Genomic DNA, 12827 nt, shown 5'->3' with positions numbered 1-12827 from the left:
GTTGATACTATTCGTGCTTCAGTTTGCATAATGATGTTCTTGTGTTGTAAAGCCGATCAATACTTTATCTGGGTTCGGCGTTTTCAACGCAAGTGCTGAAGAAACTGGCGCGCTAGGCAGATTAAGATTGGAGTGGAAGTCGAGATGGAACAAATTGAAACCCTTGAACAACTGATGCAGCTTTATCGTCAGCCAAGTAATCGCGCAGGCAACAAGACGATTTATCGGATTGATGAATATGTCCAACGCCTGATTGAGCATAGTCCCTTTATCGTTATCTCGACGGTTGATGAAGACGGCTTTACCGACGTTTCTCCTCGCGGTGGCGTACCGGGGTTTGTGAAGGTGGTGGATTCGAACACACTCCTGATCCCGGATAGCTCAGGCAATAATCGCCTCGACAGCTTCAAGAATATCCTGGAACGCCCGCAGGTGGGGATGATGATCATGGTCCCCGGCATTGATGAAGTGGTGAGAATCAAGGGGACGGCGAGTTTGCATACCGATGAACAGCGGCTAGCACTGTGCCCGGACGGGAATAAGCCAGCCAAACTGGTCATCCAGGTGAAAGCGGAATCCATGTTCTTCCACTGCGCCAAAGCGATTATGCGGGCCAAGTTATGGGACGGCGAATATCGGGTCGAGCGCTCCATCTTGCCTTCGCTGGGGCAGATTTTGAAACAACAGCAGAATCTGGAAGAAGCGGCTATGAGTCAGGAAGACATGGTGGCTTATTATAACAAGACCCTGTAACGGGTAGGTAAGTTCGGGCATTTGTGGCAGAAGGAAAGTACATGTTTATGGAAAATAGTTTGGAAAGTGAACGGATCAGACTGCGTCAATGGCGGGATAGTGATTTAGATGAATATGCCCGGCTTTGCGCAGATTCACATGTGATGCGATATTTTCCGGCCCCTTTAAGCCGGGAGGAAAGTGATCATCAAGCGGACATTATCAGAACGTTAATCACCGACAGAGGCTGGGGATTCTGGGCAGCAGAGCTCAAAGAAACCGGTGAGTTTATGGGATTTGTCGGGCTGCATCGTCAGGATGAAGACAGCGGGATCCCGGAAGCTCCGTTTGTTGAGATCGGCTGGCGACTGGCCGCTGAGTTCTGGGGCAAAGGCTATGCTCCGGAAGCTGCCCAGGCTGCGTTGAAATATGCGTTTGAGACGCTGGATGCCCCGGCGGTCTATGCGTTTACGACGCTCACTAATGAGCCTTCCCAGCGTGTGATGCGCAAAATCGGGATGGAAAATGTCAATCAGGACTTTGATCATCCGAAATTGCCGTCGGATCATCCGTTGGTTCGTCACTGCTTATATAAAATTACTAACACTCAGTGGCGAGAGCAGCCGTAGCCACGGAAATTCATATCCAATCGCTATGATATTGGATATTTTGATTGAAATTGTTTATAACAATGAGGTTTGCTCCGTATATCCATGATTTAAGTAGTTTTTACTTCCTTTACAACCATGGAGAATGACGTGAGCGATCAGGATAATAAACAAGGGTTGCAGGCGATCCGTTTTCGCCGACCTTACAGCGCTGAAGATTTTCAAATTACAGCTTCAGAGCTGCTGGTCCGGAAAGAGGCGTATCCGCTGAGAAAAATGAAGCAGGTGGCGCTGAAGCAGCTGGGTTACAAGGATCATGCGATCAGAGCGTTTTGCTTGGCCTTGGTGCTTTCTGCTGCCACTTGGGCGTTTGTCCCGGTGTTCGGGATTTTCGTGTTCCTGGGTTGTTTGCCATTGGCTTTGATGACCGCCAAAAAGTATGAGCTGCGTGCTGAGTTTCGCAGCTCGGATGACTCGGGCGATCAATGGGTGCCATTGGTACGTTGCCGTACCGAAGAAGAATACGAACAGCTGAAATTGCTTCATGCGGCGCTCGTAATCAAATTGTCGAACTAAACACAAAGCTCACCAGATTCTGGTGAGCTTTTCATTTATAAGCAGGTTCGGGGATACCCGGACCGGCTGATTCAGGATGATGTGGATATGGATTATCTGAATATTAATCAGAAAGCATGGGATCTGCGGACAGTTTCAGCTGGAGAGAAATGAAATGGACATCAGAAGTATCGCGTTGGCATTGCTGGTTGTGGTGATTTGGGGGCTGAACTTTTCTGTGATTAAGTTCGGGCTGGATGAACTCCCCCCATTACTGTTTTCCGGACTGCGTTTTTTAATCGTTGCCGTCCCTGCGATATTGATCGTGCCATTTCCGAAAACATCGGTCTGGAATGTGCTGGGCGTCGGCCTGTTTCTCGGGGTGATGAAATTCGGCTTGCTGTTCATCGCGATGCAGGAAGATGCGTCGGCCGGGATTTCCTCGCTGCTGCTCCAGGCCCAGGTGATTTTTACCATTCTGCTCAGCGTGCTGTGGCTTAAGGAAAGTATCTCCCGATCCCAAATTCTGGGTATCGTGATCGCTGTGGTTGGTTTTAGTCTGTTTTTTATCACTTCGAACGGCAATGCCACGTTGCAGGGCGTTTCCATGATTATTCTGGCGGCCCTGTTCTGGGCGGTCTCCAATTTGATCATGAAGCAAATGTCATCGGTCAATCTGCTGCATTTCATGGTCTGGGTCAGTATCGTGCCGCCACTGCCGCTCTTTGTGCTTTCCTATCTGTTTGAGACACAAGCGCCGCTGGCCTTGCTGTTAGAAACGACCGAGAAAACATGGCTATCGGTCGCTTATGTGGGGTATATCTCCACACTCCTGGCGTTTGCGATTTGGGGCTGGTTGCTGAAGAACCATCAAGCTGCGGCGGTGACGCCGTTTGCGCTGTTGATCCCCTTGGTCGGAATGCTGGGGTCTAGCTTGCTGCTGGATGAAGCGTTCAGTTTGATCGAATCGGTCGGTGCCAGCCTGATCTTGGTCGGGTTGCTGATCTCAGTGCTGGGAGCCCGGATCTTTGCGCTGATCAGGCAGAAAAAGCCAACTGAGCAAACCAGTCAATAAACCATCGCACCAATCGAGCCTGGGGGAGTCATACTCGACCGCATCAGTGGCTCACCTCAGAGCATAACGGAAAATCTTGTATGAAAGTGTCACTTGTTCCGATAGCCGAAAATGAGCGTCCCACACTGGAGCGCTTGTTTCAGTTTTACTTATACGAAATGGCGGCCTGCCTGGCTTTGCCACTCAATGCGCAGGGGAGCTACGCCTATCGTCCGACATTGCTGGACGGGTACTGGACGCAGCCGGAACATCAGCCGTTTTTCATGGTTGTCGAAAATGATGCGGCAGGCGTTGAAGCCGTTGAGCAAGAACTGGCGGGCTTTGCCCTGATCCGCCGCTATCCGCAAGACCCAGCCCGTTATGATATTGATCAGTTCTTTGTCGCCCGGAAATTCAAGGGGCAGGGGGTTGGCAAGCAAGCGCTGGCGAACCTACTCAATCAATTCCCCGGAAAATGGCAAATCCGGGTCTTGGTTGAAAATGAACCGGCATTGGCGTTCTGGCAATCTGCGGTCAGGCAAGTAGTGGGACAACATTATGAGCATTCAATGGATCTGGACGTTGATCTGATGATGCATTTTTTCCGGTTTGAGGTTTGATCAAGCCAGGACAGAGAAGTCGCTCAAAGAATAAATTTAATCCAGCAGAAAGGCAGAAGATGATTCATTTTAAGTCCGCCGAAGGCGTGTTTAACTTTCGCAGTGTCGCCGTGATTATCCACCAAGGGTATGTACTGCTCCATCAGCAACGCGGCGATGATTTTTGGGCGTTGCCCGGTGGCCGGGTCGAGTGGTTTGAAGATTCGGCAACAACCGTGGTTCGGGAAATTCAGGAAGAGCTGGGGCAAACGGCGACTGTCGTGCGGCCATTGTGGCATGCGGAAAACTTCTTTGGCTTTGACGGTAAGCGCTTTCATGAGCTGTCGACCTATTACCTGATGGCGCTGGTTGACAGCAACCTGCCATTCGGCGAAGCAGCTTTTTCAGGTGTTGAGGCAGATGTGGATTTAATCTTCAAGTGGTTCCCGATAGATGAACTTGCCGCCGAGCCCCTTTATCCGGAATTTTTGAGAGAAAAACTGAGTTCTTTACCCGAAGGTGTCGAGTTTATTCGGGTGAATGAATTGGACTAACTGATAACCGAGAGTCAAAAGGAAGTGAACCATGTATCAGCTTTATTATTATCCCAATAACGCCAGCTTGGCACCGCACTTTTTGCTCTATCACATGGGGCTGGAATACGAATTGGTGCTGGTGGATAAAAAGTCCAATTCACAGAAATCGGCGGACTATCTCAAGCTGAATCCGGCAGGCAGGATCCCGACCCTGGTGGAGCAGGGGCAACCTATTTTTGAAAGCCCGGCGATTTGTATTCATCTGTGTGAGCAGCACCCGGAGCATGAACTGATGCCGCCGCTGGGCAGCAGCGCGCGGCCGTTGTTTTTCCAGTGGCTGGCTTATCTGAATAATACCTTGCAGGCCGAGCTGATGGTGCGCTATTACCCGCATCGCCACACCAATGATGAAAGCACGATCCCGAATGTGGTCGCTGCGCAGGATGATCGTATCGCTGATGCTCTGGCGGTGATTAATGATCAGTTGGTAGACAAGCCGTATTTGCTCGGCGAGCAAATCTCCGCCTGTGATTATTTCCTGTTTATGTTGGCTGGGTGGTGTTTGCCGGCCAAGAAGTCGCCGCTGGAATTCCCGCATCTGGTGGGCTACCTGAAGCGAATGACTGCACTGCCGACAATTCGGGCGGTGTGCGAAATTGAAGGGATGGATCTCAGCCCTTTCGAATCTGTGGAGTAGGTCTTCGGCACGGGATCAGCCATAGAATCACGTGAACCGTACGGTGCGCGAGTAAGCTCGGCATGGCGGCAAAAGCGTTTGCACTACACTTATGCAGGCGCTTTTTTCTTTTTGACACCGCGAGGTTGATACGTGGTGTGTTGATAAGGAGCTGTTATGCCCGGAGCTTATGCCCATATTTCGGCAGCATACCTGGCTGCCGAAAAGGCTCATCAATCAGTTTTCCAGTCGGTGCCCAAGCAGGCCCGGAACATCTTGACCAACCAGCAGAAATTTATTGAACTGGGGAGTGTCAGCCCGGATTTTCCCTATCTTAAAATTGGCGACCTGGCCCAAAACCGCTGGGCTGATCGGATGCACTATGAGCAGGTCGGGGTTTTCATTCGCCGCTGTATCGCCGAAGTGGCAAACCTGTCTGGGCCATCCCAAGAGAAAGCATTTGCCTGGTTGTGTGGTTATGTTGCACATGTGGCGACCGATATCACCATTCATCCGGTTATTGAACGACGTGTCGGACCCTATGAGACGAACCAGACCGAGCACCGGATCTGCGAAATGCATCAGGATGTGCATATTTGTCGGCGCTTTGGCCTGAGTGAAGAACACCGGATTGAGCGGCTGGCGAACTATATCGGCACCTGTACCCACGCAGAGGATAATCGTCATCTGGACCCGGTGATCTCAAACTTGTGGGAACAATGTCTGATGGCGACATTTGGCCGCGAGCCGGAAATTGAACCACCGTTGATCCATGACTGGTATACCGGTTATCTGGCGGTGTTGAAAGGTATTGAAGAAGGCCATAAATTGTTGCCCTTTGCCCGTCATGTTGGTGCGCAACTGGGTCTGGTTTATCCCGAACAGGTGGATGACTCTTATATTCGGGAACTGGATACGCCCTTGGGTGTGCAGCATTATGATCAAGTGTTCGATCGGGCGGTGGCGCAGATCATCCGTTATTGGGAAGTGACGGCCAAGGCAGTTTTTGAAGCAGAGGCGGCAGGCGCATTCTTAAACTGGAACCTGGACACGGGGCGGTGTGAAAAGGGACAACTGACCGCCTGGAAGGAGACTTGAACCTGAAATCTGGGGGTGATAGCCATGAAATTTGTGATTTTCAGCTGAATTCATCGCGGTTCGGGACAACTTTCTTGAATGGTCGGATGAGTTGAAACATAATGGTTAACAACTTGTTTACAACCTCAGGTGCCCGAAGCGATGAAACTCCATAAGCTGGAAGGCTATATTCAGTCGATTTACCTGGTGGAATATGAGCATGGGCTGTTACTGCTCGATGGCTGTAGCCGGGCGGATATCAGTATGCTCAAGCATTTCATTGTCGGGCAGCTCCACCGCCCGTTTAGCGATCTGAAGCTGGTGGTCGTGACCCATATGCATCCCGATCATGCCGGCGCGGCGGCGAAGTTGCGACGCTTGAGCGGATGTGATGTCGCGGCTGCCAATGTGCCGGGTCAGTGGTACAGCGGGGTGGATGGCAAGCTCATGCATTTGACGGATATAATGCTGGCAAAATGGGTGGCCAAGCGGATGAAAAAACCGCGGCGTAACCTTTGGTATGCCCGCACCTTAACGCCGGATATCAAGCTTAATGATGGGGATGCTTTACCGGGATTTCCGGAATGGCAGACGCTCTTTACCCAGGGACATACCGATCGGGATCTGTCGTTGTACCATGTGCCCAGCCATGCGGTGTATGTCGCTGATCTGATGGTGAAAGTCAAAGGACGCTACATTCCGCCATTTCCCGTGTTCTATCCCAACCGCTATCGCCACTCGCTGAAAAAAATCATGGCGATGGAGCCGACATCGCTGATCCTGGCGCACGGCGGTGAAGTCTATCCGGATGCGGAGGACTACCAGTATTTGCTGGCGCGGGCACCAAGCGTCCCCATGACCCATTGGCGTTCGGTGAAGTCCAAGTTGCGCAAGGCATTGCGACGAGCAGCCTGATCGGCAAGCAGCCGTCCTGGCTGCGTTGGCCGAACTCGTTAGTTTTCTTACTGCGACTATGCAATTTCTGACATTGGCCTCAGTGTTTTCTGGTTGTAGTTCCCGCTGAGCGCTTTGCCAGTGAGGTGTCGGATTTCGTGGTGCTGACCCTGAGCTCGGTGCTGGTTGTTGTCATCGTCACGATATCAACCGTGAGCTTACCTTCGCCCAGTAATTCATCGACTAATTTCTGAGGGAAGGGCCAATAGTTTAGCTTGGCGTCGAGGGTGACGGGCCCTTGAATGCTTGCCGGAACCAGGAAGGTATATTCGACAATAGCATATCCATGGGGCAGGATCCGGGTATCCGACAAGATCCGATCGACTTCCCATACGTTGAGATCGACCACGTCGCCGTTTTTATCCCCCAGGGTAACTTTAAAGTTTCGGGTTCCCGGCTCAGTATGCCCGTCAACTACAGCTCCGGAGCGATAAATTGGTGCTTGTTCACCGCTGTTCACCGCGAAATCAACCCATACTTCCCGTCCTTCCGGGAACCCGGTCGGGAGTTTGTGCCCGGCGCCAACGTTTGACACTTTGACCCGAATTGTGGCGAGCTCCCCGGCAACCAATGACGCCGGCAGGTCGATAAATTCCATGGTTGCCGCGGAGCGCAGCATTTCACGGGCCAGCTCGGCACCAATGGGATCGTCAAAATATTGATGCAGGGTCGAGTTCCCCCCTGAAAATTCATGCGAATAGATGTGCTCGCGCTCTTTGCCCATAATGGCTGATTTTCCTGGGTTAGTTTTCTGGCCGGGACCAGGCGTCATATGGCAGTCCTGGCATTGGATTCCCTGTTCGTTATAGGCACTTTCTTGCCATTCGTCGTAGGTGCGTTCAATCGGCGTGCTGTTGAACGGATGAGAGACGTTATGGCAGACAGAGCAGAATTCGGATTTGGTGTGCAGATCGGAATACTCTGTTTGATGATAGGGTGAGTCAGCGTCATGACGCGGTCCGAGCTTGATATGCTTGTCCCGGTTCGGCGCCAGAATATACGCACCGTTATCACTGCCGCTAATCCCGCGAATATTATGGCAGACCTCGCAATTGACGCCGGGTAGGTTATCGTCGGGATCCTCTAACGTTGCGGCAGAGGCATTCATACTAGTCATACCGATGGGGCTGTGGCAGGCAATACAGAAGTTATCGACTTGTCCGTCTGTGGCTTTGCTGGCCCGTTTGAACAGGGCCCGATAAATGGGATCTTTCCAGGAATGTGCCATTACCGAGCGTTGCCACTGCTGGTAAATCTCGCCGTGGCAGCCTTGACAGATTTCCGGATTTTCAAACATTTCCGGCTTCAGTGGCCGGTCGGTGCTGGCGCGGGAAGGGTAGTAGGGCAATTGTTGGTGGATAGCTTCGGCAGATTCGGGTTTGTGGGGTTTGAGCCACTTTTGCATACCGGGCTCGGCCTTGGCGATAGCTGGTAACAAAGTGATGATGAAGGCGAATATCACTGTGGTGAACCCGATTCGCTTGTGGCTGCGTCGGAGGTGATTTGGGGTGAAGACATGATACGGTTGTAACAAGTGCCAACTTGAAGTTGTTTCGTAATTGTTCATAAACGATTCCTATGAACTTGTTGTTATTCATGTGTCATATTGAATGGGCGTCTCGTAAAACAGGCTTAGTGTAGGCAGGATCAGTGACTAAAGATGTCGCGAAGTTGAAAAGTATCCTGGGTGCTACAGTGTTAAACATTATGATTTAGCTCGGAGAAAATATGAGATTTAAGGCAATGGCAGTGTTTGCGCTAACAGGAATTTTATTATTCGGCTGTAGTGAGCCGCTGCAGGTCGCCGTGACCCCAACCCGGGATGTGGACCATTTTCAGGTGATTGAGCAGACGCAGATCGAGATGTATTGTCCGACCGGGATCTGCAAGTTTGAACTCGCAGCGAGCCAAGAGGCAACGATTACCGTGAAAATGCATTATACCGATGCTCGCCGCTTCGAAAAAATCGAGGGGGTGAGTGTGACCGGTAAGCAGGGGGCGACGGTCACCCTGGTGGATGAAAATACCTTCAGCCTCACCCTGGCCGGAAAAGATGAGCCAGCCAAAGTGCAGGTGGTCGATTATTATCGCCATTAATCGTTGACGTTTTTCAGCTATTGGGGCGGGGAATTTACCTGGACGAATTCAACTGTTTCCGCTTGTGGCGATTGGAGACGCCGGCTCCCGGCTTTTCCGGGATCGGGCGTCTTTCGGCCAACAGATGGCGAATTGCCAGAATCGGATGCCTGAGGAGCATTCTCGGTCCGGCATAGCGCATGATTTGCTGCGAGCGTAATTTGTAATCAGCTTTGTAGCAGTGGATCGGGCACACGCGACAGGTGGGTTTGTCTTCACCATACGGGCAGCGATCCAGCCGGGTGAAGGCATACTGAAGAAAGTCCTGACATTGGGTGCATGGCGTTTGACTGTGATGGTGATCACGACAGTAGATCTTCACCATCGCCTCAATAGTTTTAAATTCGGTATTTAGGCTGCCGTACAAGATAACGGCTTGTTTTGATTTAGTCATGATGCCACCACCGTGATATCTGTTGTCTGCCATCAAAGGTATATTCAAAATATAGCTATTAACTGTGATGGGAAATATGATCTAAATCGTGATTTATATGATAAGAATGCTCGAACTTGTTATAAGCATGAAAAAATAATGGCTTTTATCGCAAGAAATCACCCTGCATGGGTTGATTTCACTGAGTTTGAGCAGTAGTATCCGCTCCTCTTTTTTTGTGGTGGTGTATATGAGCAGATTTGAGTGCCTAGAAAGAATTGTCGACGAATACCGTAAGAAAGTTCGTGACGCTGAGTTTAATAAACAGAATGACAGTGAAGTCGCCAAAGTCCTAGTTCTGCTTGTTGGAAACTCTATGTTCAGCTTGGCAGACGAATTTGCGGACTGGGTCAATCGTGGCGGTGATCGCAGCTACGGTGGCAAGTTCTTCGTGTCGAAGCAACTGATGACGTTGCTGGAGCCGGTCACTTTCCGCGGTGTCACCGTACGTCGTGATTCGATTAAACTGTTCCGAATTTCATAACGGTCCGGTTGATATCGTGAGTTCAATGACTCTCATAAAGAAAAATTGAAGAACATTTTTACCTTGCTCTGGTTTGCAGAGCCGGGTCTGCAAAAAAGGATGCCTCGGCATCCTTTTTTGCTTTCAGAACATCGGCTTGTCTGAGAGACTGGATATACAGCGCGATCTATGGTCAGATAGGCGGCAAGTCAAGTCAGAGAAGAGAGTCACAGACAATGGATGCAGAATTTTGGCATAGCCGATGGGCGGAAAATCGTATCGGCTTTCACCTGAACGATACCAACCCGGTATTGACCAAATACTGGCCGCGCCTCAACGCCTCGTACTCAGACACCGTGTTGGTGCCGATGTGCGGTAAATCGCTGGATATGACCTGGCTGGCGGAAAAACATGCCCAGGTGATTGGGGTTGAGTTGAGTGAAATTGCGGTGCGGGCGTATTTCTCTGAGCATCTGTACACGCCGACGGTGATCCCGCTGGGTAACGGTCAGACCTTGTATGAGTTTGATGAGGTGAGCATCTATTGCGGGGATTTCTTCGCAACCAAGATCGATCCGGTGGATGTGGTTTACGATCGGGCTGCGCTGATTGCGATGCCGCCTTCAATGCGCAAAATGTACGTCGAGCAACTGCTGTCGATGGTCAAAGCCGGCGGGCGTATCCTGCTGGTGACGCTGGATTATCCGCAAGCTGAGATGGACGGACCGCCGTTTTGTGTCACCGGGGAAGAAGTGGCGCAGCTGTTCAGTGGCTGTCAGATCACCCATCTTGAGCGTGATGAGGCCGACGAAAGCCATCCGCGTCGTCAACGAGGTCTGTCTCGCTTTGCCGAAGAAGTCTGGCTGATTGAACTGCCGTAAAACATTCTGTTTAATTGAGATGCATGCTATCCATTGCTGAGCGTGCCTCCGATGACAAAAGGAGCCCCAGGGCTCCTTTTGTTGTCTCAGGGCACCATGCAGGCGCCTGTGAAGGGTTTAGTCGAAAATGACTTTGACATCTGCCGCAGTGTCTTTGGCGGCAGAAATGGCGCTGTCGATACTATCACGTCGACAGAGCGCGACGCCCAGGCGACGGCGGCCGTTGATTTCCGGCTTGGCAAACAGGCGCAGCTGAGTTTGCGGTCGCGCCAGGGCCGCGGTCAGGTTATCAAAGCGGACATTATCAGAAACGCCCTGAGGCAGGATCACCGCCGATGCCGCCGGGCCAAATTGCTGGATGCTATGCACGGGCAGCCCGAGGAAAGCACGGACGTGGAGGGCAAACTCGGACAGATCCTGTGAGATCAGCGTGACCAGGCCGGTATCGTGCGGGCGAGGGGAAACTTCGCTAAACAGGACCTTGTCCCCTTTCACGAAGAGCTCGACCCCAAACAAGCCGTAACCGCCGAGGGCGGTGACGACTTTTTCAGCGACCTGCTGCGCGGCTTGCAGTGCGGCTTCCGACATCTGCTGCGGCTGCCAGGACTCACGATAGTCCCCGTCTTCCTGACGATGGCCAATTGGAGCGCAGAAGTGGATTCCATCTACGGCGCTGACGGTCAGCAGGGTGATCTCATAGTCAAAGTCGACAAAGCCTTCAACGATGACCCGCCCGGCACCGGCGCGTCCGCCTTCCTGGGCATACTGCCAGGCAGATTCGATATCGGCCTGGGTTTTGACCACACTTTGCCCCTTACCTGAGGAGCTCATAATCGGCTTGACCACGCACGGGGTGCCGATGTGCTCAATGGCCCGGACAAAGTCGGGGTAGGTTTCCGCAAATGCGTAAGGGGAAGTCGGGATATTCAGGGTTTCAGCGGCCAGGCGACGGATCCCTTCGCGGTTCATTGTCAGTTGAGTGGCCTTGGCAGTCGGGACGACATTGACGCCCTCGGTTTCCAGTGCAACCAGAGTATCGGTTGCAATCGCCTCGATTTCCGGCACCACGTAATGCGGTTGTTCCTTGGCAATGACAGCCTTCAGCGCATCGCCGTCCAGCATGTCAATCACATGGTGGCGGTGTGCGACTTGCATTGCCGGCGCATCGGCATAGCGATCCACGGCAATCACTTCCAGCCCTAAGCGCTGACATTCAATGGCGACTTCTTTCCCCAGCTCGCCGGAACCAAGTAACAGGACACGGGTGGCATCGGGACGGGTAGCTGAACCTAACATGACGTTTCCTTACACTAAGTGTTGATATTGCTGGGGATCATACAGGATTCACTGAATTGCGCAAACGTTTGCTTTTCGTTTTCTACGCAGTTGACTCTTTGGTTTGGCTGCGGTTCTGATTTGGTTTGGATTGGTTGTTAAAATTATGATTTAAAGGTGAATTTCGTTGATGTTAAGTCGGCTTTAGGCGAAAAAAGATTGTCAAAGTTGTGTCATGTTTGGCAGCGAGGGCTCGAGTTGGGCGCTCGTTTGAGGTTAACTTGTTATCAGGATTAGCAATGGCAGAGTTGTTCCATGAAAAAAATAGTTTTAGGTCTGGCACTGGCGCTGTCCGTGCCAATGTCAGCACATGCGGCTCAGAGTGCCGGTGTCTTTTTCGGTAGCCCGATGAGCGGGGTACAGCTGAAACATAATGACTTGCGTTTCTCCGTGGGTGTGGATGATTTCGGGGTTGCGGTCGATAAAACGTTCAACCTCGGCACCCTGACTCATAACCCGGAGCTGAATAGTTTCTATACCTTTGCCGGTGCGCAATATGTTGATGATCATGACCACAAGCATGACCATGATAACGAACTCGGCGTCCGCGCTGGTGCCGGCTTTGAAGTGCCGGTGGAAAAATTCGAGTTTTACGGTGAAATCGGCCCGACCCTGTACGTGGTTGAAGATGTCGATATGGAGCTGGAAGGTGCATTAGGTCTGCGTTACCGCTTCTAAAATCGACCTCCGTTCTGCTTGTCATCAGCCCCAGGTCGGATTGCTCCGGCCTGGGGTTTCTCCGTTCTGTCAGTGGAGGAAATCACGTCAGTCAAGGCATAGGCTGTGGC

At 51.6% G+C, this 12827-nt stretch carries 16 protein-coding genes; 13 read left to right on the top strand and 3 right to left on the bottom strand.

From position 1 onward, the window contains the following. Window positions 1–144 precede the first annotated feature (144 nt). From NNL38_RS08645 to NNL38_RS08605, 9 genes are all read left to right on the top strand, one after another. Window positions 145–753, top strand: coding sequence for a pyridoxamine 5'-phosphate oxidase family protein (locus NNL38_RS08645; RefSeq protein WP_255387657.1), 609 nt, complete (start codon window positions 145–147; stop codon window positions 751–753). A 47-nt stretch (window positions 754–800) separates the two neighbouring features. Then, window positions 801–1361: a GNAT family N-acetyltransferase gene (locus NNL38_RS08640; RefSeq protein ID WP_255390603.1), complete on the top strand. Its 561-nt coding sequence runs from the start codon at window positions 801–803 to the stop codon at window positions 1359–1361. A gap of 117 nt (window positions 1362–1478) precedes the next feature. Next, on the top strand, window positions 1479–1916 hold the full coding sequence (locus NNL38_RS08635; protein WP_439651350.1) for a hypothetical protein: 438 nt from the start codon (window positions 1479–1481) through the stop codon (window positions 1914–1916). 154 nt (window positions 1917–2070) lie between these two features. Beyond that, a complete protein-coding gene (locus tag NNL38_RS08630; RefSeq protein WP_255387655.1) occupies window positions 2071–2970 on the top strand; it encodes an EamA family transporter in 900 nt (299 codons plus the stop codon). Window positions 2971–3050: 80 nt separating this feature from the next. After that, window positions 3051–3569, top strand: coding sequence for a GNAT family N-acetyltransferase (locus NNL38_RS08625; protein WP_255387654.1), 519 nt, complete (start codon window positions 3051–3053; stop codon window positions 3567–3569). Window positions 3570–3628: 59 nt separating this feature from the next. Next, a complete protein-coding gene (locus NNL38_RS08620; protein ID WP_255387653.1) occupies window positions 3629–4102 on the top strand; it encodes an NUDIX hydrolase in 474 nt (157 codons plus the stop codon). Window positions 4103–4133: 31 nt separating this feature from the next. Beyond that, the gene (locus tag NNL38_RS08615; protein ID WP_255387652.1) at window positions 4134–4781 is read left to right on the top strand and encodes a glutathione S-transferase family protein; all 648 of its coding nucleotides are present in this window, start codon (window positions 4134–4136) and stop codon (window positions 4779–4781) included. A gap of 156 nt (window positions 4782–4937) precedes the next feature. Further along, window positions 4938–5858, top strand: a complete 921-nt coding sequence (locus NNL38_RS08610; protein WP_255387651.1) for a zinc dependent phospholipase C family protein — start codon at window positions 4938–4940, stop codon at window positions 5856–5858. A gap of 141 nt (window positions 5859–5999) precedes the next feature. After that, on the top strand, window positions 6000–6752 hold the full coding sequence (locus NNL38_RS08605) for an MBL fold metallo-hydrolase (protein ID WP_255387650.1): 753 nt from the start codon (window positions 6000–6002) through the stop codon (window positions 6750–6752). A gap of 79 nt (window positions 6753–6831) precedes the next feature. Here the strand turns inward: NNL38_RS08605 and NNL38_RS08600 are convergent, their stop codons facing one another. Next, window positions 6832–8358: a multiheme c-type cytochrome gene (locus NNL38_RS08600; protein ID WP_255387649.1), complete on the bottom strand. Its 1527-nt coding sequence runs from the start codon at window positions 8356–8358 to the stop codon at window positions 6832–6834. A gap of 161 nt (window positions 8359–8519) precedes the next feature. On the opposite strand from NNL38_RS08600, the gene NNL38_RS08595 reads away from it, so the two are divergent. Beyond that, window positions 8520–8888 (top strand): spore gernimation protein, encoded by a 369-nt coding sequence (locus NNL38_RS08595; RefSeq protein WP_255387648.1) that lies wholly within the window; start codon window positions 8520–8522, stop codon window positions 8886–8888. A gap of 34 nt (window positions 8889–8922) precedes the next feature. Here the strand turns inward: NNL38_RS08595 and NNL38_RS08590 are convergent, their stop codons facing one another. Further along, window positions 8923–9321, bottom strand: coding sequence for a nitrous oxide-stimulated promoter family protein (locus tag NNL38_RS08590; RefSeq protein ID WP_255387647.1), 399 nt, complete (start codon window positions 9319–9321; stop codon window positions 8923–8925). Window positions 9322–9550: 229 nt separating this feature from the next. Between NNL38_RS08590 and NNL38_RS08585 the strand changes: the two genes are divergently transcribed. Both NNL38_RS08585 and NNL38_RS08580 read left to right on the top strand, forming a co-directional pair. Further along, window positions 9551–9844 (top strand): hypothetical protein, encoded by a 294-nt coding sequence (locus NNL38_RS08585; RefSeq protein ID WP_007461536.1) that lies wholly within the window; start codon window positions 9551–9553, stop codon window positions 9842–9844. Window positions 9845–10059: 215 nt separating this feature from the next. Further along, window positions 10060–10704, top strand: coding sequence for a thiopurine S-methyltransferase (locus NNL38_RS08580; RefSeq protein WP_255387646.1), 645 nt, complete (start codon window positions 10060–10062; stop codon window positions 10702–10704). Between the two features lie 117 nt (window positions 10705–10821). Here NNL38_RS08580 and purT read toward each other — a convergent pair whose 3' ends face one another. Beyond that, window positions 10822–12000 (bottom strand): formate-dependent phosphoribosylglycinamide formyltransferase, encoded by a 1179-nt coding sequence (gene purT, locus NNL38_RS08575; protein ID WP_255387645.1) that lies wholly within the window; start codon window positions 11998–12000, stop codon window positions 10822–10824. Window positions 12001–12294: 294 nt separating this feature from the next. Between purT and NNL38_RS08570 the strand changes: the two genes are divergently transcribed. Beyond that, complete coding sequence (locus NNL38_RS08570) at window positions 12295–12717, top strand: hypothetical protein (protein WP_255387644.1); 423 nt, start codon at window positions 12295–12297, stop codon at window positions 12715–12717. The last annotated feature ends 110 nt before the right edge of the window (window positions 12718–12827 follow it).

The sequence above is a fragment of the Photobacterium atrarenae genome, from assembly GCF_024380015.1.
In the GTDB taxonomy this organism is placed as follows: Bacteria; Pseudomonadota; Gammaproteobacteria; order Enterobacterales; family Vibrionaceae; genus Photobacterium; species Photobacterium atrarenae.
Note: the sequence above shows the minus strand (reverse complement) of the source record. Positions and strands in the feature narration are given on the sequence as shown.